This is a genomic window from Lactobacillus sp. B4007 (assembly GCF_026535895.1).
GTDB classification, from domain to species: domain Bacteria; phylum Bacillota; class Bacilli; order Lactobacillales; family Lactobacillaceae; genus Lactobacillus; species Lactobacillus panisapium.
The window spans coordinates 373,122-396,486 of record NZ_JAFNPA010000001.1 but is presented as its reverse complement, the minus strand read 5'-3'; the positions used below and the strand labels follow the sequence as shown (position 1 = coordinate 396,486).

Genomic DNA, 23,365 nt, shown 5'->3' with positions numbered 1-23,365 from the left:
TGAAATAGTATACAAGTTATATTTGATGTGAAAATAATGCTAAAAATAAAAAGTTATTAAAAATAAATGTTCAATTTTTGCACATATTACAAAACAAATGTGGAGTATTATAAGAAGAAATAGTAAGAATTATTAATTTTGTTTAATTGTAATCACAATGACTCATAATCTTATTAAAAAGGAGACAAATAATTGCAGCGTAATGTCATTAGGCAACAAACAATTCTCAACCGTGCTTTTTTAAAAAACTATTCTCTTTTTGCCTTAATAGTTGTTGACCTTGCACTAGCCGCATTTTCATTTTTAAAATCTACTGTTCCGTCTGAGGCCGGATTAATCCAGTCCGTTTTTCAAAGATATAATATTTTTTTAGGAATAATTCCGACTTTTACAATTGTGCTTTTAAGTACGTTAAAGTACCGCATAGCTGATGCATTATGCTGCCAAACACGAAAAGTTTTTATCCTGCAAACTATTTATCGTATTTTAATTCCCATCGTAATTATGGTACTGATTTGGTTAATCGCCATTATTCCGATGATGATCGCCAGTGGTTATTTAGCTGTTTTTGCTAAGTCTTGGCCCGGAATGCTAATGCGCATGATTTACATGTGTTTGGTTTTACTATCTTTTGGCTACTTAACAGCCACAACTTATTTGCTTTCAAACAAAAAATTAATAACTTTTGTTGTGATTTTTGGTATTAACAGTCTGACTTTCCTGTTAAACGTTAATGGTAAGCCATCGCTATTCTATGATTTTGTCAAACCAGACTTAGGGATTATGATCATTTTATCTTCAATCGTTTTAGTGGGACTAATCTTGCTATTAGGTGCCATATTAAATTTGGTCATAGCTAAAAAGGATATTTTATGAAACATTTATTTTGGGATCAACTTTTGTATTTATGGCAGATAATTCGGTATCGCTTTCTGTTTTGGGGAGTACTAATCGGTCTTTTGATTATTGTTCAATCTGCATTATTTAGGGCTAACCCACATTTTTCACTTTATTTAGCTTGGTTTCGTGGAACCGACTATTTAATTAAATATTTGCCTGTTTCCTGGCTTATTTATTTCATTACGCCACTTTTAATTGTGTTAAACAGCCTTCAGGAGCTTTGGCACGTAAGAGGAGTCCAATTACGTGGGCAACAGTACTCATTGCTTAATTTTCTAACCGTTAATCTTGAATTAATTGGGGTAATAGCTGTCGTTTTCACGGCATTGGCAGAATTGTTAATGATCTTATGTACTAAGATATTTAATTTACAGAAACTAAGCATTGGGGCTTTTCACGGGCTGCAAGCTCTGCTTATATTATTTATCGTAAATTTTTGGGGAACATTTTTATTGTTAGTCCTCCAGGCACTTATCAGCCGCTATAACGCACCACTTGGCATTGTTATTCCACTAGTTTTGTTAATTATTACTGCTTATACATCGTGGCCGCTGAATCCACTGAACAGTCTCATGATTTTGCGAGTAGGTAACGCGAACATAATATCAATGCTATGTACCATTATTGTAGTTACTATTTTGTATTTATTTTCTAACCACTGGATCAATTTAGATTAAGGAGAAAACAAATGAGTTTTATCGAGCTAAAACAAGTAAGCAAAACTGTTAAAAAACGGCCACTTTTACATGATGTCAATGCTAATATTGAGCAAAAGAGTATTACCACCCTAGAAGGAATCAATGGCTCTGGTAAAACTTTAGTACTGAAAACCATTTTAGGTTTAATCAAGGTCTCAGGAACAGTTACTGTCGATAATCAACCAGTAAGAACTGAGGACCCTTACCCCGTTAAAGCAGGCATTTTAATTGAAAATCCTAGTTTAATTGAGGACTTTACTGCAACTAAAAATTTAGAATTACTTGCAAAGCTAGACCCCAATATTTCAAATAAACAAATCGAAGATTTGTTGGACTACTTTGACCTGGCAAGATTTCCCAAACAAAAAGTTAAGAAATTTTCGCTAGGTATGAAACAGAAGCTGGGAATAGCCCAAGCATTTTTGGGTAGTTATCCGCTGATAGTTTTAGACGAGCCTACCAATGCGCTTGATACTGAAAGTATTGCGAAATTGAGCAAGCTAATTAAGCAGTATCGCGAAAATGGCTCCACCTTTGTTATCGCTTCACACGACCGCGATTTTATCAGTCAAGTTGCAACCCATCAGCTTTACGTTAAAGAAGGAACCATTAACAATGAAAAATAAAAAGTTATTATGGTGTTTGGCAACACTTGTTGCAGTATTAGTTGGCTGCGCTGGCTTTTACCGTTATCAGCGGGTTAATGCCCACCCAAGACAGCACGGTGTTAAGCAGGAAGTTATCTTTCATAAAAACGAATGGGTGCATGCATATCACACTAGTTTTATTATCCACAAAGCCGAGATCCAGAAAACTGGGCGGGAAGTCAAGGCAACAATTCAACTTTCAATTAAACAAAATGACCAGCCTAATTATGGGATGAAGAAAAATAATCAAGATTTTCTAACAAATATGTTCTTGAATAATCCTTATGGGATTAGTAACCAAAGTAATGATATTTATGATCAGAATCAGCGCCGAGTTGATCCAAGTAAGGCTCTTACTAAGAAACTTTATAAGCAGCCTTACACAATATATTTCACAATTCCTCGCAGTTCTTATGAGTTGCGGGAACAAAAACTGCGTTTTAGCTTTTTGGTTCCTGTTAAAAATCACTTTGTAAAATATTCATTACTTTTAGAATAAGGAGAAACTATGAAATTCTTATGGTCACGTCTTGAAAAGCGCTGGTTCTTTTTCGCTTTAGTGCTGGCAGTAATTATTAGTGGATTACAATTTTTCCCGCTTAAAACAATTCCACCTGAAGATTCGCCATACACACGCTGGTTAGGAATTGATTCCTTTAGTTTTGCACCAATTGCCTTTTTTATTTTGTTGCCGCTATTGGCCAGCATACCTGCAAGTACTTTATTAAAAGACGATTATCAAAGCGGTTTGTTATCCAAGTTTAAGCTCAATGAACCGCTCAATCGGGTATTACGCCAATATGTCAGTATTGCATTTATCACGGGCTTTATTGTTACTGCTATCCCGTTACTAATTAATTTATGCTCATGGTTTATGGTTTTACCTAACATAAGGCCTGACAACTTGCTTAATAAAAATATTTTGGTAATTAATATCAATACGATGTTTGTCGCACTTTATTATTCTCATCCGTTATTGCACGCTTTGTTATCAATTATCTTTGCCAGCTTTTGGGGCGGTCTCTTTGCTATTTTTGGTGTAGTCACTTCTTTATGGATAAAAAATAGGTTTTTGGCAATGTGTTCAAGCTTAATTTTACAAATTGTCCTGTTATTACTAAATGCCTTTATTAAATTACCTAATCTTTTTAGCTATGCACCCGCAGATTTTTTACATGAAACTGCTCCAACTGCAAATGTTAGCTTATTAGTTACTGCTATTGTGACTTTGTTACTCGTACTGTACTGCATAGTAATGTTTCAAATTGATAAAAAACGGCTAGTAAGTTTATAAAACGCGCTTTACTTTAATGAAAATAAAATTAAAGATATGCCTGTATTTCTTGTTCTAGTGCAGTTGCCAATCTATTGGCATCAATTTGGTGAAGTAAATTCACTTGTTCCAGCGCTTTAGCCTTATTACCTTCACAAATTGAAATTCTGATATTTGCTACAAGTAATTTGTCATATTGTCTGAGTTTTTTTAGGGTGGGTTTTAAATTAATTAAGGTACTTACAGCTGATTCAAATTTTTGCTGCTGCATTTGAATTGAAGAAAGATTTAGCATAATATTAGCTCTTAACGCTTTTTTAAATGGGTAATGAGTATCAATTTCATAGCTAATCCTTTTGATAATATCCTTTGCAGTTTGGTAGTCAAAGGCATACAAAATCGTATTTAAAATAGCAATATCGGTAATAGTGAGAAGGTCGACTTTCGCAAGGTAATCATACCAAATTGGCTGAACCAACTTTTTGGCTTGGTTAATACCTCTAGGCTGATTCAATAGTAGTACTGATTGAAGAACTTTGATAATTCGTGAGATATCATTATCGTTTTCATATTTAATGCAATCATCTAATAATGCCTCGACTTTGTCTGTTTCACTACTATCTTCTAAGTTGAAAAAGCGATGTAAAAGCTGATTTTTGTTATTAACATGGTAGTTGTCACAAATATATTCAAATTCGTTAGGTGTAAGTCCTAAACGCCTAATTAATTGAATCTGGTTTTCATAAGAAGTTTCTAATTGTTCATGTTCAATTTTAGAAAGAGAACTACGATTAAAAAGATCCTTTGCTAACTGTTCCTGGGTTATTCTACGTGAAATTCTAAGTTTACGAATCGTATTACCAAAATTATTCATAATATTATCGTCCTTTTTATTTGTATTTTTGCTGAGATAATAGTGAAAAGTTTACACATAATGTATATCATTTTTAATTTTAACGATATTAATAGGTCAGTATCGGTTTTTCTCAGAAACGTGTGCAACATATACGATTTAGTTAGAAAAAATTCATCCGTGATATTTAAACGGGCAATTTTCCAGATGGTCATTGATCAGACCAACGGCTTGTAAGAATGAGTATAAAATTACGGGTCCGACAAAAGAAAAACCATCTTTTTTCATTTGCTTAGCCATTTTTTGCGCAATTTTATTTGTGCTAGGAACATCTTCTTGTGTTAGCGGATGGTGCACAATCGGTGTTTTACAAAAAGTCTGCAGATAATGGGCAAAATTACCGTACGTGGCATCGATGATCAAGATCGCCCGGGCATTCTTAATTGCTGCCGTAATCTTTTGTCTATTACGGACAATAGAATTATCCTGCATTAAATCATTAATGTCATTTTCATCCATTTGAGCGACTTCCGCCGGGATAAAATTATGAAAATCACGGCGAAAGCTTTCCCGTTTATGTAGGATGACTGACCAATTAAGTCCAGATTGAAATAATTCTAATGTCAGCATTTCGTATAAGTAGGACTCATCTAAATTAAGTTTACCCCATTCATGGTCATGATATTGCACCATTAAGGAATCGGTGGTGCTGCTCCAAGGACAACGTTCTTTTTCTTGCATGTTGGTTTCTCCTTTAATTAAAAAATTTTCTTGTTATAAATAATTACGCAAAAATTGTCCTTTTCCTTTTTTTAGTTAAAAAATGGTGCAATATTTGCTTAGCTGACAATTTTCTTTATCTGTTGCTGAATTCGGCTGTAAAAGAATAAAAATTTTGTTCCTGAAAAGTGCAATACTAGTTTTTTTGGTATAATATAGACTAAACTTTAGGAGGATACCATGGAAAAGTTAGATACAGTGACTCTGGCCGATAACTTGGCCGAAAATCAAGAAAGTATTTTAAATAAAGAAACAGATTTTGACGCAGAGGCTGTTTATCAAGCAATTGATAACCTGCATGTATTGCATAATCCGATTAAAGATTACTTTGAAATGACGGAAGATCAGTACTATGAAGCTGAGAGTGATCATAAACTAACTTTGATTGACTTGTCAGATAAGTTGACTGACTTACACGATCGAATTTTAACTAATCATGTGGATGGTTATGCTAATAAGGATCAAATCAATCTGACATATAATCATGAGGATCCTTACGAAGATGATTTTTATAATGAGTCAGTTGATTTACATGTAGTAATTTATAGTTTAAAGGTAATTGGTGCGGTTCAAGCAATTGCACCTAAAGTGTTACAAGAAGTATTGTCTAAAGATGCAGTTTTGTCAATCGGTTTAGCAGCCCACGCATTGGCAAGCAACGCATAATTTTTGGAGCTGCGGCAGGTGCCCAGCTTTTTTCTTTGGGTTGAGGCAAGATGATGAGTGTTTTTAAGTATGCAATAGGTTTATTTGATCGTGCTAGTGGGGCTAAGCTGCACCACTTATTTAGTGAAAAAAATGTTCCGCTTGATCCGATGCAGGATTACTTGACGGTAGGGGAATATCACGTTGATGGCGAGCAGCATACGCCTAATAATCAACCGTATAACCTGACTGTCTATAAGGATGAAGACGAAGTTTTGCACCAAGCACTCAGTTTAGAAAAGACTGCCAACTTGGCACCGGAATATGTTCGTGAATTCAGCCCTGAACTTGAGCGTTACCGCGCTTTTGTTAGCCGTAAAACCGGTCGCCGGTATATCGTTGAAGAGTACCTGGACGAATTTCTTAAGCGTGTCAAAGGTCATATTCGGGCCGGAAAAAATTCGGTTAACGTTAGTGTGATCACCGATACACATTATAAAGACCGCAATAGTACGGACTTTTATGGCTGGAATGGCTTAACGCACGTTAATGAATTTTCTTACTTGGATGATTCAGGCCTGTTAGATTTAAAAGTCCATCTTGGCGACTGGATTGATGGCTCCGACACCGGCTTTTTAGGCGAAAGTGAATTAATCAAACTGCGCAACTCATTTAGGTCGGATAAGGTTCCTTACTTGATGATTAAGGGTAATCATGATGAAAACGATAAGTACGATGAGCGACATGATTTAAAGGCATCTTTTCCCGAAAATGAATTTGAAAAAATCATGTGGCCAGCAATGTACCGTCAAAAGGGCGTACATTATATTTCACGCCAGCACGGTGTCTGTTACTTTGATGTAGATAATGTTCGCTTTATTTCCGTCAATACTTCGGATTTGCCGTATATTTTAAATGCACAAGGTCAAAAGCGGTATGATGCAAAGATTACGTTAGCAATCAGGGAAGATCAGATTGAAGAAATCATTGAGATTCTGCAGCAATCTTCCAACAAAAACATTGTCTTCATGAGTCATGGTAATCCAATTAACCGCAAAGGCTCGAATGCTTTGAAGTATAATGGGCGTTCACTTCACGAATTGCTTGTTGCCTTTAATCAGGGTGAAAAAGGGCAAATGCATTCAAGCCGTGGTATTCCGCCAGAATTTCGCTTGGCAAATGACTTTGACTTTACTAATGTCAAAAATGCCCGCATTATTGCTTACTTTTGCGGTCATCGGCATGTTGAAGACCAGTTTAGGATTAACGGTATTCAATATATTTTGTTTAATTGCTCGGCGTTAATGGGTCCTAACCATGTTTTAACGACTAAGTACAATAAGAACTGGAAGCGGCAAATTGATCATCAAACCGAATTCGCAGGTTATATTGTCAATATTGACTCTGATCGACATTTTATTCAGGTCTTTGGTTACGGTGCTGCCAGCAAGAGAAGAATTTTTTATATTTAATTAAAAAAGACGGGCAATTTGGTTTTTGCCCGGCTTTTAGCCTATAATAAGAAAGTTAAACTAAAAACATAAATTAAACGAATAAACAAATATTAAGGAAAGATAAGCTATGTGCGGAATTGTCGCATTTTATAATCCAGAAATAAATGATAAACAAGCTGCTATCGGCAAGATGATGGCGGCAATTAAGCATCGTGGTCCTGATTCAGATGGTTTCTATACCAATGATAAAGTCGCTTTAGGCTTTCGGCGTCTGTCAATTATTGACTTACGTGGCGGTAGTCAACCGATTTATAATGAAGACAAAACGCGGGCAATTATTTTTAATGGTGAAATCTATAACTTTAAGCCGTTAAGAAAAGAATTGATTGCGGCCGGTCATACTTTTACCACTAAATCCGATACAGAAGTACTTCTTCATGGCTTTGAAGAGTGGGGCATGGATGGCTTACTCAAACGGGTTCGTGGCATGTTTGCTTTTGCCATCTGGGATGATAATACCCAGACATTGTATGGTGCACGCGATTTCTTTGGGATCAAGCCGCTATACTATAGCAATGAAAACGGCCATTTAATGATTGGTTCAGAAATCAAGAGCTTTCTCGCTTTTCCAGGCTTTAAGAGACGCCTTAACATTGAAGCTGTTAAGCCATACTTAATGAACCAATATAATGATTTAACGGAAACTTTCTTTAAAGGAATTTACCGTTTCCCTGCTGGTCATTGGTTTGAATATAAAGATGGTGAAATGAAGACGCACCAGTATTGGGATGCGGAATATAAGGCTAATACGCTTAGCTTTGAAGAAACCGTCAATAAGATCAATGAGGACTTGCAAGAAACAGTTAAGCTCTATCATAATGCTGACGTTCCTGTTGGTGCTTTCTTATCTGAAGGGGTTGATTCAAGTTACATTACAAGTATCTTGAATCCAGATGACGTTTTTTCAATTTCTTTTGATGATGCCACCTACGATGAGGCCTCCAAGGCTAAGGCACTGGCTGACATGAAGGGGTGGAAATTTTTCTCGGATAAGGTAAAAGCCGATGAAGCCATGCATGATTTTGCGGAAATGCAGTATCACATGGATGAGCCTGACGCCAATCCGTCAATTATTCCACTGTGGTATCTGTGTAAAATGGCCCGTAAACATGTTACGGTTGCACTTTCTGGGGAAGGTGCGGATGAATTGTTTGCCGGCTATGTCAACTACGGCATGCACACGCATAACAGTGTTATTAAGGCCTTTACTTCGCAGTGTAAGAAGTTGCCGAAGAAGAGCCGGGTCAAATTAGCGCACAAGATTAAGAAGATGCCTAACTTCCCTGGCAAGGTTCACCTCTACACTAATTTGGCGGAACCGAGTGAATTCTATGTGGGTCAATCCGTGATTTATGATATGGATTACCCGACGATTTTTACTTCAGAAGATGCCAATAGCATTTTGAAGCCATCATACCGCAATAAGCTAACGGTAAATGGTATTTACCAAAGTGACTTTAAGAAAGTTAAAGACCTTGATAATGTGCGGCAAATGCAATACATCGACTTGCATCACTTTATGCTTAATGACATTGAGCAAAAGGCCGACAAGATTTCAATGGCACATTCTTTGGAATTACGTGTCCCGTATCTTGATAAGAAGATTGCGGAACGGGCTAATTCGATTCCAACGGATTATTTAGTTAATAAGCATGATACTAAATATGCTTTACGTAAAGCTTCAGAAAAAGTTTTGCCAGATGAATGGGCTAAAAGACCAAAACTTGGTTTCCCAACACCAATTAAAGAATGGCTGCAAGAACCACGTTTTTACAAGCAAGTGCGGGAATTATTCAGCGAAGAATTTGTTAAGGACATTTTCGAGCAAGATAAGATTTTGCAGTTGCTAGATGATAACTATCAAGGTGATGGTTCACACCGCCGTCAGATTTGGACCATTTATACATTCCTTGTTTGGTATAAACTATTCTTTGTTGATTACGAAGAAACGGTCAAGAAATACCAACACGTTCAGCCGGAAGTAGCCAGCTTAATTGAACAAGGAAAATTAGTTTAATTGGGAGTAGATTTTTCAAATGAAACAAGATTTTACACCTATCTTACTTGGCAGTGATATCAATGTTTATGGCATGGCCAGGTCTTTTAACGAAGCATACGGCATTAGTGTTAAGGCACTGGCTGATACACAATTAGCGCCTACGCGTTATTCCAAAATTGTTAACGTTGAACTGCACCACGGCTTTAGCGAAGACCCGACCTTCATTGAAGTAATGCGGGAGCAAATGAAAATTTACCAAGATCACGATGAACCGGTAATTTTGATTGCTTGTGGGGATGGCTATGCCGAACTGCTATCAAAGCACCAAGATGAACTAAAACAAGTTTTCGTTGTTCCATATATTAAGTACGATCTTTTGCAAAAACTGATTTCAAAAGAAGGTTTTTACAAGATTGCGGAAGAATATGGCTTGCCGTATCCAAAAACAAAGATCATTACGATGGCTGACTTTAAGGCTGGTAATTATTTGGAATTCCCATTTGATTATCCAATCGAATTAAAGCCCGAAGATCCAGTTTCTTGGCTAGATGTTCATTTTGAGGGCCGGAAAAAGGCATTTACCATTCACAATGAAACTGAGATGAGTGATATTGTTGGTAAAATTTACGGCAACGGCTATCAAGCCGATTTAATTGCGCAAGACTTTATTCCAGGTGATGACTCCAATATGCGCGTTTTAAACGCTTATGTTGATAAAGACCATCATGTGAAAATGATGTGTATGGGTCACCCGCTTTTAGAAGACCCAACGCCGCAATCCATCGGGAACTACATGGCGATTTTGCCAGAATACAATGAAAAGCTTTACGAGCAAGTCGAAGCCTTTTTGGAAAAATTGAATTACACTGGGATGGCTAACTTTGATATTAAGTACGATACACGGGATGGTAAATACAAGTTCTTTGAAATCAACTTGCGTCAAGGTCGGTCAAGTTTCTACGTTACCCTAAATGGCTACAATTTGGCTAAGTGGTATGTTGATGACTATGTCTATGACAACTTGAAAAACAAGGAAACAGTCTATGGCAATAAGTTAAAGTCAAAGCACGTCCTTTGGCTAGGAATTCCGGTTAAAGTCTTTAAGGAATATGCGCGCGACAACGAAGCTAAGAATTTAGCGGAAGAATTGATTCATGAGGGTCGATGCGGAACGACTGTCTTTTATGACAAAGACCGCAACTTTAAGCGTTGGCTGTTGATGAAATACATGTTTCATAATTACTATGGTCGTTACAAGAAATACTACCAAGTTAATAAGGGCCAGTTTTTTGATAAATAAGTTGGAACTTGACTAAATTAGACTACTGTAATTCACGTAAAAAATATTAGGCTATCTAATGTATTTTAAATCTATGATATTTTAATTATTTAATACCAAGAACTGATTTCTGCTATTTTGCAGAGTCAGTTCTTTTAGTTTCTATTAATACTTTTAAATACAATTAAGTAAAGCTATTTTTGACAACAAAATGTAGAAGATATCCGACTAGTTAACAAAAAGTGATAAAGAAAGAAGCTTGTCAATAATAGTTTTAGTCGATATAATCAAACTTATTAAGAGTAAATTCTTTAATATATAGAGAGTTAATGACTTTGGAGAATATAAATGGATAAAAGAAAAACGTTAATCAAACTATTGACTGGTATAACTTTTATTGTTAGCTTAACTAGTATTGCGCATACAGTATATGCATCTGAAGTATCGCAGGAAACTATTGATTATGTTAATAAACTACCAAAATCAAGCCAAGAGAATTTTAAGAACTTACGTGATAAGGCATCACAAGCTATTGAAAACGCTCAGGGGCTTGTAAAAGATTACGTACCATATATAAGTGAAGTTAGTGATATTTATTATAACCGAATGGCTAGTCAATTGAGTGTTAATGGACTTGATGCTTCAAATAAAGCATATATAAAAGGCAGCAAGTTACTAGCAGCAATTGATAATTATTGCTCTGATGTCAATACATTAGATGGTATACTTAATCAAAACAATCAAGAGATATATCTTGAAAAATTTAACGAAGTAAATAACTATCTAATGAGTAATCTAAATGAAAATCGCGATATAGTTAAAAATTTTGAGCAAGTTCTAACTTCATTTAAATCTGCCGATGATTCAATTGATATACTGATTTATGAATTGAATGAAATCGCAGAATATGGTGATGACACAATAACTCTTAGGAAAAATTCATATGTTTATATTCCTAACGATAAATATGCAGCTTTTTTTCCTTCAAAAAAATTGTTAAAAAAGGGATCAACAGTACATATGTTTTATTCTACTGTTTCTAATGGGAGAGGCTTTATTGAAATTGCAAAAAATAAATATATTCCCTCTGTAAATGTCAAGGGAAAATCAAGGAAACTTAAACAGAATACTTATATAATGGGTATGGATGGCTCGAAATTTAAAAAAGTTAAAAAGAATAAATGGCTAACAACTTATGGTATTCCTTTTGTAGGCTTAAAGGAAAAAATATACTATACTGTTAAAGGCGGTCACTATGTTAAAAAATCAGCTTTTATAAATTAATTTTTTGAGAACTTGATAAATGAAAAATCTTAAGAGAGAAATAGAACGTTGGAGCTTTTGGAAAATAGCTTTAATTGGAATACTTTGTTTACTAATAATTTTTGTCACAGGATTTATGACAGCGATAAAATTAGAAACAAAACCTATCGAAACCGTAATAATTGATAAAGACTCAAACTCAGTTGATTATTTTTTGGACGAAGATTTTAATGAAAAGATTAAAAATAAGGATTACAATGCTGTAGATGCTTCTGTAAATACAAAATTACTGTTATCTGACTATAATTACGAGTATCTTGATCCCAATAAACCGGTTAAGACTAAAGGAAAGTTGAAAAAGTTTAGGCCATATACTTTTCAAACAAATAGTCCTGATGCTTTATATCTATATGAATTTTATGCTGACAATAGTGATGAATTAATGTTTGAGATGAAACATGGATACGACAAAATAAATGAAAAATTGGCTGTTCCAGTGGATAAAATAATCTGCTTTAATACTTATAATCAAAGATTTAGTATTTATAGGCCATCATTAAATTTAAAATGGAATGAAGTCAAAGCACTTAAAGAAGCTAATTTATATTGGATGAATAATTCTGATAAGTTTTCAAATAACTTTTTTAATGCGCTTAACAGTATTATTTATAACATGATCCCAAACTCATCTTCAAATATTTCTAAAATTAAAGCACATAATAAACTTGCAAAGAAAAAAATTAGGCAACAAAAGATTGCTAACGATATATGGAGCAGTACTTGCTGGATAGATTTTATTTTACTTTTAGTTTTTGGCTTTCTGTTGATTTATAAATATATAATTATAGTTAAAAGTCAAAAGAAATAAATCGTATTAAAGGCTATCATGTATTAATCTGTCATTAAGAATAACTGATTTTTATTGGAAAGTAGGAAAACTTAAATAACAATATATTGCATAGTAATATCAGTGTTTTAGACGTAAATTTCCCCTCTAGGTAAAAAAGAAAGAAATCTCTTTAACCATTTTTCTCTAGATAGGACGAATTGCTGGTGAAAAAACAAGTAAGTATGTAAAAAGATAAGTTTTTACAGGACTTAGTAACTATGGTTTAACTTAAAAATAGGCTATCTGGCTTCAATTGTGTTAATGAAGTCAGATGGCTTTTTTTATTTAACGTCTTTTTGCCACTAAAAGAGTACTTGCAGCAGTAGTCTGTTTTGTGGTAATGTAATAGTGTAATACATAAATATTACACTATTTGATACTTAATATTTAAAAGCTGGAGTTTCTTTTTAGAAAGTGACCATGATTATGAAAATAGAATCTAAGACAATCCTCAATCTTGAAAATGTCAATACTTATATCGGAAAGACCAAGATCGTTCACGATGCGTCCTTTAGTATCAGGGCTGGCGAAATTGTAGGACTAATTGGTCCTAATGGAGCAGGTAAAACTACGCTCATGAAAACCATTTTAGGGCTAATGAAGTTTACCGGTGCGATCATAATGGACGAAAAAAGCGTAACTGAAAATAACCATCAGTCGCTAAGTAGTGTAGGGGCTTTGATTGAACACCCAGCAATTTATCCTTTTTTGACAGGTCACCAAAATCTCGAATTATATGCCAGAGAAAAAGAAGACTTGGACAACATCGTATCTGTTCTAGGAATGAACTCATACATTAATAACAAGTCAAAAGGCTATTCTTTGGGTATGAAACAGAAACTGGGCATTGCAATCGCATTGCTCAATCATCCTAAACTAGTTATTTTAGATGAACCAATGAATGGCCTAGATATTGAAGCCACAATTGGCGTGCGTAAACTTATCAAGCAGTATGCGGATCAAGGCACAGCATTTTTGATTTCTAGTCACGTTTTAAGTGAGCTGCAAAAGGTAATGACTAAAGTCGTTTTAATTAGTTCTGGCAAAATTATTGTTAACCAAGAAATTGAAAAGTTTAATGAAATTAGCCGGAGAAAGTATAAGGTAATTACCGAAAATAATGAGGCAGCAATGCGCATCCTGCAAAATAATAGTATTGCCTATTCTCCGCAAGATGACTACTTAACTGTTAACAGCCAAGATATTTTCCAAATTCAAGATGAGCTGTTTGAACACCGGATTCACTTAGAAGAAATGGCCCCAATCGAAGCTAACTTTGAACAAATTGTTGTTAACATCTTGGACAAAGAAAGGGGCTAAACATCATGGGTAAAAGTTTGAAAGAAGAAGTTTATAAGTTTAATCATGAAAAAATTTCCCTTTATGGTTTGTTAGTGCTGCTATGTGCCATGCTATATAACATTTTGACCAGTAAGGATTTAGATCGCAGGTTCTTAATCTATGGCTTTGATGCAATTGAATGGATCCCGCTAATTATAATTACAGTTGGTTCGGCCTTTTTTGCGATGGAATATAAGAACAGAACGATTATGATAATGATGTATAAAAGCTCAAGTAAATTAAAGATTTACTTAGCTAAGTTTTTGGTCATTTTCTTTTACAGTATTGTTCTTGCTTTAGCGGCAATTCTTCTTACTTTTTTGTTTAGTTTTCTTTTTATTGGCCATAAATATGACTGGATTACCACTGTTGACGGGCATACATTAATTATTGACCTTTTGACTAATATGCTGGGGGCAGTTATTTACTCCTTTTTTATTACCGGTTTATCTTTTATGCTGTGCATGTTAACCAGAAATAACGCGGTAGTAGTCTGCATCGGGATCGTTTTAGCATTTTTTGGCGCAGGTTTTTCAAGTGCACTGATGCAGGCTTTTCCCAGTGCAGTAAGAATTATCAAATGGAATCCCCTGAGCATGATTTTTATATCACAGCAACTGACAAGGACGTCCTTGATGTCAACTTCGCACTTGCTAGATAGTGAACTAATTATTGCCAATATCGCTTATGGGTTGATCTTTGCAGTACTTGGTTATTATTTATTTAAAAACCGGCGCGTTTAGGAAAGAGGTTTTAAAATGGCTTATAGTATTAAACAAGAACTCTATAAATTGACTCATCGTAAAATCACCTGGATTTCGGCCATCTTGTTATTGTTTCTGATGATTTTTACAGGCTTTTCTTTAAGTGATGAAGTTAAAAAGCTGTTATTGACACTAACCTTTGACTCCTCTGACTTTATCATGTTTATCTTGGTCATTGTTGGTGCAACTAGCTTTTCGATGGAATTTCAAAATAATGCTATCTTAACGCTTTTGTATAAATCAGCGAATAAGATTGAAGTTTATTTATCGAAATATCTTGCAATATTTATTTACGATATTTTTCTTCATGTTCTAGCTATTTTTTATACCATTGTTTTGCGTTACACAATATTTAGATACAATGTAGATTGGAATACGATTTATCTCTATCATCAACCGGTCTGGATTAACATGCTTGCGACTTCTGCAATTGACCTAATCTCAACAATGTTAATTATTACGATTGTCTTCCTGCTGTCTTGCATAATTAATAACAATGCAATTGTCATTACAGTCAGCTTGTTAGTTACATTTATGGGACAGAGCATTTCTGCCAGTTTAATGAACAGACATATGCTAATTCGAGTGATGAAGTGGAATCCCTTTAACATGATTGACTTGACTAGACAATATGCCAATTACAGTATGTATGTATTGACAACGCATTTGAATAACCTACAAATTTTGCTTGGGTCAATAATTTACATCATAATCTTTTTTATCATTGGCTATTTAATTTTCCGAAAAAAGCGCTTCTAGCATTTAATTGTTTAAAGCTGCTTGTTTTAGAAGCATATTTTGAAAAAGTTAATTTTTATTAAAAGCAGACCGCAAAAGATGATCTTGGCTCTGAACTGAGTATCATCTTTTTTTGTGCGCTTAAAAAAGTCATTAAGCTTTTCACGTTAGTATTAAAGTAAACTCGGGGTGTTCTTTTGGCGTGCAACTTGTTAAACTGGTTAATGGAATTCAACTATAGAAAGGACTGAATAAATGAAACTTAAACATGGATCAAATAATGAAACAGAAGTTAAGTTACGCTGGTTGCTATTAGGAGAGCTAGCAACATGGATTGGGTCGAGCTTTGTTTGGCCCCTCACTTCGGTCTATCTAAATAAGCAATTGCACATCAGTCTATCAGTAATTGGACTGGTATTATTTTGCAATTGTGCAAGCAACGTACTAGGCTCTTTTACAGCTGGACGTTTATATGATCGCTGTAATCCATATCCACTGATTGTTGCTGGTCTGGGGACTGATGCACTAGTCTTATTTTTTATGGCCTTTTTCCACGGCTGGCCAGCATATTGGATTTGGCTAATTATCACGGGTTTTGTCAGCGGCTGGAACGGCACAATGATTAACTCAATTGCAACAAGTTTGCGTAATTACTCGGGTCGATATGTTTTCAACTTAATTTACTTTGCTCAAAATGTCGGTACAGTAACGGGAACTTTACTTGTTGGGTATCTTTATGATTTTTCGATAGAATTTTTATTCTTACTGGCCGCATCACTATTTGCAATTGCCTGCGTTAATGCGGCAATTCACTATCGGCCAATTATTAACTTTCATAAACAGCGTCAACTTAAAAAAGTTGAGGTTGGAGAAAAGCAAAAGGTGGAGCCAATGCCTAAGCATAATATGATGCTGATGGTTGGTTTTCTTGTTTCGTTAGCGGTAACGTGGTTAATGTATATGAACTGGGAATCAAATCTTTCCGTTTATATGGTGTCATTAGGGATCCCGTTCCATTTATACAGTTTGTTATGGACGTTAAACGGTGCAATTATTGTTACAGTGCAGGTTATCCTAGCTAGATTTCCTCATCTGTTTAAAAATTTATTCCAACAAATTATTTTTGGAACAATAATGTTCGCAATCTCCTTTGCAACACTTATTTTTGCCCGTGATTTTGCCCATTTTGCCTTGTCGATGGTTATTCTAACATTAGGCGAAGCAACTGCTTTTCCGGCTGTTCCGGCTTATATCAACGATTTGTCACCAATTAGTAGTAAGGGTAAGTATCAAGGAGAAATCAATGTGGCTCGTGGGATTGGTCAGGCCTTCGGTCCGTTATTTGGCGGAATGGTTATTGATCGAGCTGGGTATATTCCATTCTTTATCATTGCTGCTATGGGGATCTTTTTAATGGTTCTATTATTAATCCCACTTCATGCAAAACTACGTAAATTTATCAAACTTTTTAAGTAATTTTGTAAAGGCATTTTAATACCTGCTGTTTACTTAAAATGATAATATTAATTTAGTCTAATTTTAATTTTGGTAAAAAAGGAAGGACTTTTTTGATGAATAAATTTTTTGCAGTTCGCGGTGGTGGCGGCAACATCATTGAACCCAAGGCTGGTACAAGACCACAAGACAACCTTTACTTAGCCGTTAACTCAGAATGGATTGAAAAAACTAAAATTCCTGAAGATCGCTCACGAATGGCAGCTTTTGACGGTATTGAGGTGAACGTTGAAAAGCTCTTGATGAAAGATTTTGCTGATTTTGCTTCTGGTAAAAAAGAGGTACCAGATGTTCCTAACTTGGATGAAGCAGTCAAACTTTATCAACTTGCATGTGATTTTGATAAGCGTAACAGTGATGGTGCCGAACCAATTGAGTCTGACTTAGCTTTGCTTGATAGTATCAAGGATTTCTCTGATTTTAACCTCAATGCACCGGATCTCTCAACTTTTGCATCATTGCCATTTGTTTTTGATGTTGAACCAGATTTAAAAAATGCGAAAATTAACGGTTTAAACTTTTCTGGTCCTGGTACTTTCCTACCTGACACTACAACTTATCAAACAGATGATGCCGCACGTTTACTTGCTATTTTGCAAAAGCAGTCTGTTAAGTTGCTGGAAATGGCGGGGATGTCTACCAAGAAGGCAGAAAAATACGCAGAAAATGCGATTAAATATGACGCTAAGCTTGCAAAGGTAGTTAAGTCCTCAGAAGAATGGGCAGATTACCCAGCTTGCTACAACCCAATGAGTATTGCCGACTTTAAGGCTAAATTTGGTAAATTCCAGATTTCTTATTATCTAAAAGAAATTATTGGTGAAGAGCCTGAACAAATCATTGTTCAAGAGCCTCGTTACTTAGATCACTTTGCTGAATTAGTAAATGAAGATAATTTCGCTGAAATTAAAGGCTGGATGATTGTCAACTTTATTAACGACGTTGCGTCAACATTATCGCAAGAATTCCGTGAAGCTGCATTTCCATTTAGTCAAGCATTATCAGGTCAACCAAAGCTGACTAATGGTGAAAAGCAGGCATACCATATTGCTAATGATACTTTCAGTGAAGTGGTTGGCGTTTACTATGGTAAGACTTACTTTGGTGAGGATGCCAAAAAAGACGTAGAAGACATGATTGACCGGATGCTAACGGTTTATAAGGATCGTCTACGTAATAATGATTGGTTATCTGAAGCAACTAGGAAACAAGCCGTTACTAAAGTTGAAGCTTTGGAACTAAAGATTGGTTATCCAGATAAGGTTGAAGAAATTTACAACCGCTTGAAGGTTATTCCTGCAAGTAAGGGTGGCAGCCTTTATTCAAACGAACGTGCATTTGCCTTGGAAGAGCAAAAGTACAATATTGAACAGTTACATAAAGAAGTTGACCGCTCAATCTGGGCAATGCCAGGCAATTTGGTTAATGCTTGTTATGATCCTACTAGAAACGACCTAACTTTCCCTGCAGCTATCTTGCAGGCACCATTTTATGACCTGAAGCAAGACCGTGCTACTAACTTTGGTGGAATTGGTACTGTTATTGCTCACGAAGTATCTCATGCTTTTGACAACAATGGTGCAAAATTTGATGAGATTGGCAACATGAAGAATTGGTGGACTGATGAGGATTACGCTGAATTCAAGAAGCGTACTCAAGCTGAGATCGATTTGTTCGATGGCATTCAATACGGACCTGTTACTATCAATGGTAAGCAGGTCGTTTCGGAAAATATTGCCGATCAAGGTGGCTTAACCGCCGCAGTTGAAGCAGCTAAGAATGAAAATGATGATCTTAAGAAGTTGTTTGAAAACTTTGCCCGGATTTGGGCCAACAAGCAAATGATTGAGGCAATTAAGAGTCAAACTGCTGTTGATGTACATGCGCCGGGTCCATTACGTGCTAATGTACAATCACAATGTCAGGATGAATTTTACAAAGTCTTTGACGTTAAGCCTGAAGACGGTATGTGGCTTGATCCTGATAAACGTGTTCATATTTGGTAATTTATATAAAAAGAAGCACTTCTCTGACAAGGGGAGGTGCTTTTTACTTATAGCTTTTACAGAATGTGAATCAGATATTCAAATCTAATGTAGTAGAATTAAACATAATATAAAAATATGTTTGGTTAACTAAAGAGGATAATATGGGTGAAAAATGGAAAATAGATAAAATAGATACCAGTGATGTTGCAAGAGCTTTTGCTAAAGAACTTAAAGAAGAGCCCAAAACGTATTTTCTTCAAGGAAAATGGGGTAGCGGTAAAACGGAGTATTTGAAAGAAGTGGAAAAAGCAACAGGAAAAAACTTGAAATTTGTATATTTTAAATTGTGGGAACCAAAAAATAAAGCTTCTTTTGGACAAAAATTATATGAATCAATTTTTCCTAATTCATATTGGGTAAAAACTGCTGTGTATGCTTTTTTAATAATCATAGCTGTTGTAGCAGCAACTACTGTATCGACATATACGATTGCTCCATCAATAGCAAGCTCTAGAAAAATAACAGTAATATTGGTTCTTTCCACGCTTATTACAACGTTGATCACATTTTATCAAAATAAATTTTTTGATATAAATAGATTCCTCTTATGGATAGATAAAGCTGTTTTAAAACGTAAAAAACGTCCAAGTGTTTTGATAGTTGATGATTTCGATAGACTAGATATAGAAACACAAGAAGAGCTTTATCTGTTTTTTAATCAGATTAAAGGCAAAATTAGAATAATCTTCGTTGGAGATTGGAATAAAATTGCTAATAATGATAGTGGATATCTAAATAAAATAATTGATAGACAAATTGGGTTACCGATACAGTTACAATCTGAAAACATCGCAAAAATGGTAAATGATAAAATAAAAGAAAAAATTGAGTATCTAGATAATCCGAATATCACCTTTGCCAGTTATAAATATACTAGGGACTTTGATTTTACAGATATAGCTGAGTTGTTTGAAAAAGAAAAAAAGACACCAAGGGATGCAAATAAGTACTTAAGTTATGTGAAAAATCAATTAATTTCCAGAAAAAAGCTTGATAAGATTATAATTAATCAAGAATTATACATTATTTATCTTTATCTATTTAAAAGTGAAAAATATGATATGTTATTAAGCAATTACAAAGAAATTATTGCCAATCCTGAAATAATTTCTCAAAACAATAGAATCGATGTATTAATAAAGAGAATTTTAATAACTCCTCAATTATCTGAATTTTCTGGAATGTCATTTGAGAAAATTCCAACCATTTATTTTATTGATGATATAGCAACTAATCATTATATTGCAGAATTGAAAGAATTTTCAAAGGATGAAAGTAAATTGGTCAAGCTTTTCAATTATGAAAATAGTGAGTCTTCTCGAGAATTTGGATACTTCCTTGAGGATAATAAAAATGAGCCTTTTTTACAAGACTATTCGATTATGGCAAAAGCGGCTATTGAATCAACTGCCTCTTCATCCTACAGAGGACCGAATAATTTATTGAGAGAGGTGCTACAAAGAAGAGTAGCACAGCTTTACGATGAAAAAAGCAATTCTGATGAAGATGAATACAAATATATCATTTTGCAGTTCGAAAAAGTTTTTAATGAAATACAAGTAAAGCAAAAGCAAAAAATATCTTCGGGTAACAAACTACATATATTTAGGACATTAATTGAAAGATCTAATTTTGAGAAATTTACCTATGACTCTTATGCTCAAACTTATTTTAAAGATTTAGTAAGAAATACAGAAGAAGAGCAAAACTTTGGTCAGAATAAATTTGACTATGAAGCACTGATTTACGAGTTAGGTTTCAATTATAAACATATAGTTTATTATAAGGTTTACCAGCAAGTCTTTCCATCGATAAGTTCAAAGGTAAAAATAATTGAAAATTTAAATGACGTGAACTATGCATGCTTTTGGGGAATATATTTGGAGCATCCTATTGAATTTGCTTCACATGTAAAAATTGGTGATTTATCTCAATTTGAAAAATTAAACTTTATGTATAAGGGCAAGGAATATTATAAACATGTTTATAAGCGCTGTCGCTCTGTTATTGAAAATGGTTCTTTGGAGATATAGACTAGTTGTTTTATATCTAAACTAATAAAACTTGCATTTGTAAGTTCAGACATTAACGCCTAAATTATCGAAGATACATAAAAAGGACTAGAGAAGTTAATCTCTAGTCCTTTTCAATTTAGCTATTATCAATTTCTTGGTCTTTTAAATGAGAGTAGTCGCGTGGGGCAACTCGTCTAATATGTAGATTTTTCTTTGGTCGACCTAGGATTAACGGTACTTGTTCGACTACCGTATCGGTGAATTCAAGGCCAAACCATGAGGCAGGGTTGGATGAAAGATTTTGCAGCCAAATGCGTGCCTTCAAAATCCATTTTTCAAAGCCCTTGAGTTTAGTGAGCGGACTAACAACTTCATTAACGATGACAAATGAGAAATCGCCCACTTTGCGTCCAGGAGTGGTTGTGTATTCTTGTGGCTGCGCCTCGATTGTACCGTCTTTAATCAGATCCTGCACAATCTGTCTTAAGTAGACGTTCACGCTGGTTTGCTTTTTAAAACCTAAGAAAAGTTGAACGTTGATGACGTTTTTAGTGCCATAAGTGTTAACAGCGTATCTTGCCGTAAATGGCTCGTTCGTAATGTTGACGGAAACGAACCAGTAAGCAGCGGCCCGTTTTGGCCGTTTATCCAAAATTGAGTAAAGAATTTCGCGCTTAATGAACTTATTATACTTAACTTTCGCCATGTAGACTAAGTTAGTTGCATAAGTCGGGTAATCATCATCGTGGCTTAGGTCTGTCAGCATGTCAGTATATTCATCTAACCGGACATAAGTGCTTGCTCCTTCATGCTTATCGCGAACCCGGTTGCCAAAGTACCAGATAAACATAATAACACCGATAAAGCCCGCAATTAAGACGGTAACATAACCGCCATGCATGAACTTGGTCAAGCTGGAGATAAGGAACATGCCTTCAATAAAGCCGAAAACTACTAAAAAACATAGGCGTAATAATAGTGGTTTGTTTTTTGAACCCAGATACTCGAATAAGAGCAAAGTAGTCATCAGCATTGTGACCGTGATGGAAAGACCATAGGCCGCTTCCATATGTTCTGAGGTTCTGAAGAAGATAACAATAGCAATTGTTGCCACGCAGATCATCTTGTTAACGGATGGAATATAAATCTGACCGTGCTCGGTTGTTGGATAATTAATTTTCATCCGTGGCAAAAACTTCAGTCCACTTGCTTCGGAAACAAGCGTGAATGAACCAGTGATTAAGGCTTGTGATGCAATGATTGCCGCAATCGTCGCCAAAATAATCGCGAATAACCGCAGACTAGTTGGAACAGCTTCAAAGAACGGATTGAGTTCAGTACCGTGAGCTTGGTAGTGCGGATTTTGTAAAATCCATACGCCTTGGCCAAGATAGTTTAATGACAGGCAAAGAAAAACATATGGCCATGAGCCACGAATATTGCCCTTACCGACATGACCAACATCGGAATATAGGGCTTCAGCACCAGTTGTTGCCAGGAAAATAGAACCAAGGATAAAAATACCAGCTTTGTTAGCTGGGCTAAATAAAATCTTGATTGCCCAAACTGGGTTAAGGGCTTCAAGGATCGACCAGTCATTAGCCATATTCAAGACGCCGATTATCCCTAAGAAGGTGAACCAGACAAACATAATTGGTCCAAAAGCTTTCCCAATGCTGCTAGTTCCGAGCATCTGAATCGAAAATAGTACCAGCAAAATTGCGATTGTAATAATGATGACGGAATTTTGGTTGGGCACCGGGATGCTAGAACCAAAACGCATGTTTTTCAACCCCTCGATTGAGGTTGTAACCGTCACGGCTGGGGTTAGCGTTCCGTCAGCCAGCAGTGCGGCTCCTCCGATTAATGCCGGCATTACCAGCCATTTAGCCCGTTTACGAACTAAAGCATACAGGGCGAAGATCCCGCCTTCACCACGGTTGGTTGCTCTTAACGCAATCAGCACGTACTTGACAGTCGTCAGCAATGTGACTGTCCAAAAAATTAAAGAAATTGAACCCAAAATCAATTCACGGTTAACGTTAGCTATTCCGCCATTACCGTTCACGATTGACTTCATTACGTAGAGTGGACTAGTTCCGATATCTCCGTAAACGATTCCGATCGTGATTAGCAGACCAGCTGCCGAAATCCGTTTCTTTTTCTGATTCATAGTAATCTCGTACTCCCATAGATTTATTAAT

At 35.4% G+C, this 23,365-nt stretch carries 20 protein-coding genes; 17 read left to right on the top strand and 3 right to left on the bottom strand.

The window, feature by feature from the left end:
- The first annotated feature begins 192 nt into the window (after nucleotides 1-192).
- The 5 genes from J3U54_RS01905 to J3U54_RS01885 are packed head-to-tail and all read left to right on the top strand — an operon-like array spanning nucleotide 193 to nucleotide 3,539.
- Nucleotides 193-876, top strand: a complete 684-nt coding sequence (locus J3U54_RS01905; protein WP_267384836.1) for a hypothetical protein — start codon at nucleotides 193-195, stop codon at nucleotides 874-876.
- Nucleotides 873-1,577, top strand: a complete 705-nt coding sequence (locus J3U54_RS01900; RefSeq protein ID WP_267384834.1) for a hypothetical protein — start codon at nucleotides 873-875, stop codon at nucleotides 1,575-1,577. The genes J3U54_RS01905 and J3U54_RS01900 overlap by 4 nt, the downstream gene beginning before the upstream one ends.
- 11 nt (nucleotides 1,578-1,588) lie before the next feature.
- Nucleotides 1,589-2,224 (top strand): ATP-binding cassette domain-containing protein, encoded by a 636-nt coding sequence (locus tag J3U54_RS01895; protein WP_103753018.1) that lies wholly within the window; start codon nucleotides 1,589-1,591, stop codon nucleotides 2,222-2,224.
- Entirely contained in the window at nucleotides 2,214-2,744 is a 531-nt protein-coding gene (locus J3U54_RS01890; RefSeq protein ID WP_267384828.1) for a hypothetical protein, read from the top strand. Before J3U54_RS01895 ends, J3U54_RS01890 begins: the two co-directional genes overlap by 11 nt.
- A 9-nt stretch (nucleotides 2,745-2,753) precedes the next feature.
- Nucleotides 2,754-3,539: a hypothetical protein gene (locus J3U54_RS01885; RefSeq protein ID WP_267384826.1), complete on the top strand. Its 786-nt coding sequence runs from the start codon at nucleotides 2,754-2,756 to the stop codon at nucleotides 3,537-3,539.
- Between the two features lie 28 nt (nucleotides 3,540-3,567).
- On the opposite strand, the gene J3U54_RS01880 is transcribed toward J3U54_RS01885, so the two are convergent.
- The gene (locus tag J3U54_RS01880; protein WP_267384824.1) at nucleotides 3,568-4,392 is read right to left on the bottom strand and encodes a helix-turn-helix domain-containing protein; all 825 of its coding nucleotides are present in this window, start codon (nucleotides 4,390-4,392) and stop codon (nucleotides 3,568-3,570) included.
- A 153-nt stretch (nucleotides 4,393-4,545) separates the two neighbouring features.
- Entirely contained in the window at nucleotides 4,546-5,112 is a 567-nt protein-coding gene (locus J3U54_RS01875; protein WP_267384821.1) for a DNA-3-methyladenine glycosylase I, read from the bottom strand.
- A 219-nt stretch (nucleotides 5,113-5,331) separates the two neighbouring features.
- Here J3U54_RS01875 and J3U54_RS01870 point away from each other — a divergent pair, with 219 nt between their 5' ends.
- From J3U54_RS01870 to J3U54_RS01815, 12 genes are all read left to right on the top strand, one after another.
- On the top strand, nucleotides 5,332-5,817 hold the full coding sequence (locus J3U54_RS01870) for a hypothetical protein (protein ID WP_220220252.1): 486 nt from the start codon (nucleotides 5,332-5,334) through the stop codon (nucleotides 5,815-5,817).
- Between the two features lie 53 nt (nucleotides 5,818-5,870).
- Nucleotides 5,871-7,268 carry a metallophosphoesterase gene (locus J3U54_RS01865; RefSeq protein ID WP_267385049.1) on the top strand — a complete coding sequence of 466 codons (1,398 nt, stop codon included), beginning with the start codon at nucleotides 5,871-5,873 and terminating at the stop codon, nucleotides 7,266-7,268.
- Between the two features lie 109 nt (nucleotides 7,269-7,377).
- The gene (asnB, locus tag J3U54_RS01860; RefSeq protein ID WP_220220251.1) at nucleotides 7,378-9,327 is read left to right on the top strand and encodes an asparagine synthase (glutamine-hydrolyzing); all 1,950 of its coding nucleotides are present in this window, start codon (nucleotides 7,378-7,380) and stop codon (nucleotides 9,325-9,327) included.
- Nucleotides 9,328-9,346: 19 nt separating this feature from the next.
- Nucleotides 9,347-10,609 carry a carboxylate--amine ligase gene (locus J3U54_RS01855; protein ID WP_103753010.1) on the top strand — a complete coding sequence of 421 codons (1,263 nt, stop codon included), beginning with the start codon at nucleotides 9,347-9,349 and terminating at the stop codon, nucleotides 10,607-10,609.
- Between the two features lie 327 nt (nucleotides 10,610-10,936).
- A complete protein-coding gene (locus J3U54_RS01850; RefSeq protein WP_267384817.1) occupies nucleotides 10,937-11,872 on the top strand; it encodes an SLAP domain-containing protein in 936 nt (311 codons plus the stop codon).
- A gap of 19 nt (nucleotides 11,873-11,891) precedes the next feature.
- Entirely contained in the window at nucleotides 11,892-12,719 is an 828-nt protein-coding gene (locus J3U54_RS01845) for a hypothetical protein (protein ID WP_267384814.1), read from the top strand.
- A 468-nt stretch (nucleotides 12,720-13,187) separates the two neighbouring features.
- Nucleotides 13,188-14,060, top strand: a complete 873-nt coding sequence (locus J3U54_RS01840; protein ID WP_267385047.1) for an ABC transporter ATP-binding protein — start codon at nucleotides 13,188-13,190, stop codon at nucleotides 14,058-14,060.
- Nucleotides 14,061-14,065: 5 nt separating this feature from the next.
- The gene (locus J3U54_RS01835; protein ID WP_267384812.1) at nucleotides 14,066-14,824 is read left to right on the top strand and encodes an ABC transporter permease; all 759 of its coding nucleotides are present in this window, start codon (nucleotides 14,066-14,068) and stop codon (nucleotides 14,822-14,824) included.
- Between the two features lie 15 nt (nucleotides 14,825-14,839).
- Nucleotides 14,840-15,604, top strand: coding sequence for an ABC transporter permease (locus J3U54_RS01830; protein ID WP_103753006.1), 765 nt, complete (start codon nucleotides 14,840-14,842; stop codon nucleotides 15,602-15,604).
- Between the two features lie 234 nt (nucleotides 15,605-15,838).
- Nucleotides 15,839-17,059 (top strand): MDR family MFS transporter, encoded by a 1,221-nt coding sequence (locus J3U54_RS01825; protein ID WP_103753005.1) that lies wholly within the window; start codon nucleotides 15,839-15,841, stop codon nucleotides 17,057-17,059.
- A 95-nt stretch (nucleotides 17,060-17,154) separates the two neighbouring features.
- A complete protein-coding gene (locus J3U54_RS01820) occupies nucleotides 17,155-19,104 on the top strand; it encodes a M13 family metallopeptidase (protein ID WP_267384806.1) in 1,950 nt (649 codons plus the stop codon).
- Nucleotides 19,105-19,247: 143 nt separating this feature from the next.
- Nucleotides 19,248-21,179, top strand: a complete 1,932-nt coding sequence (locus tag J3U54_RS01815) for a P-loop NTPase fold protein (RefSeq protein WP_267384804.1) — start codon at nucleotides 19,248-19,250, stop codon at nucleotides 21,177-21,179.
- 118 nt (nucleotides 21,180-21,297) lie between these two features.
- On the opposite strand, the gene J3U54_RS01810 is transcribed toward J3U54_RS01815, so the two are convergent.
- Entirely contained in the window at nucleotides 21,298-23,334 is a 2,037-nt protein-coding gene (locus tag J3U54_RS01810) for a KUP/HAK/KT family potassium transporter (protein ID WP_267384802.1), read from the bottom strand.
- Between the last annotated feature and the right edge of the window lie 31 nt (nucleotides 23,335-23,365).

Bases quoted from the DNA above. Each gene is read 5' to 3' on its own strand.
- J3U54_RS01900 (WP_267384834.1), top strand. From the start codon at position 873: ATGAAACATTTATTTTGGGATCAACTTTTGTATTTATGGCAGATAATT.
- J3U54_RS01895 (WP_103753018.1), top strand. From the start codon at position 1,589: ATGAGTTTTATCGAGCTAAAACAAGTAAGCAAAACTGTTAAAAAACGG.
- J3U54_RS01890 (WP_267384828.1), top strand. From the start codon at position 2,214: ATGAAAAATAAAAAGTTATTATGGTGTTTGGCAACACTTGTTGCAGTA.
- J3U54_RS01885 (WP_267384826.1), top strand. From the start codon at position 2,754: ATGAAATTCTTATGGTCACGTCTTGAAAAGCGCTGGTTCTTTTTCGCT.
- J3U54_RS01880 (WP_267384824.1), bottom strand. From the start codon at position 4,392: ATGAATAATTTTGGTAATACGATTCGTAAACTTAGAATTTCACGTAGA.
- J3U54_RS01875 (WP_267384821.1), bottom strand. From the start codon at position 5,112: ATGCAAGAAAAAGAACGTTGTCCTTGGAGCAGCACCACCGATTCCTTA.
- J3U54_RS01870 (WP_220220252.1), top strand. From the start codon at position 5,332: ATGGAAAAGTTAGATACAGTGACTCTGGCCGATAACTTGGCCGAAAAT.
- J3U54_RS01865 (WP_267385049.1), top strand. From the start codon at position 5,871: ATGAGTGTTTTTAAGTATGCAATAGGTTTATTTGATCGTGCTAGTGGG.
- asnB (WP_220220251.1), top strand. From the start codon at position 7,378: ATGTGCGGAATTGTCGCATTTTATAATCCAGAAATAAATGATAAACAA.
- J3U54_RS01855 (WP_103753010.1), top strand. From the start codon at position 9,347: ATGAAACAAGATTTTACACCTATCTTACTTGGCAGTGATATCAATGTT.
- J3U54_RS01850 (WP_267384817.1), top strand. From the start codon at position 10,937: ATGGATAAAAGAAAAACGTTAATCAAACTATTGACTGGTATAACTTTT.
- J3U54_RS01845 (WP_267384814.1), top strand. From the start codon at position 11,892: ATGAAAAATCTTAAGAGAGAAATAGAACGTTGGAGCTTTTGGAAAATA.
- J3U54_RS01835 (WP_267384812.1), top strand. From the start codon at position 14,066: ATGGGTAAAAGTTTGAAAGAAGAAGTTTATAAGTTTAATCATGAAAAA.
- J3U54_RS01830 (WP_103753006.1), top strand. From the start codon at position 14,840: ATGGCTTATAGTATTAAACAAGAACTCTATAAATTGACTCATCGTAAA.
- J3U54_RS01825 (WP_103753005.1), top strand. From the start codon at position 15,839: ATGAAACTTAAACATGGATCAAATAATGAAACAGAAGTTAAGTTACGC.
- J3U54_RS01820 (WP_267384806.1), top strand. From the start codon at position 17,155: ATGAATAAATTTTTTGCAGTTCGCGGTGGTGGCGGCAACATCATTGAA.
- J3U54_RS01815 (WP_267384804.1), top strand. From the start codon at position 19,248: ATGGGTGAAAAATGGAAAATAGATAAAATAGATACCAGTGATGTTGCA.
- J3U54_RS01810 (WP_267384802.1), bottom strand. From the start codon at position 23,334: ATGAATCAGAAAAAGAAACGGATTTCGGCAGCTGGTCTGCTAATCACG.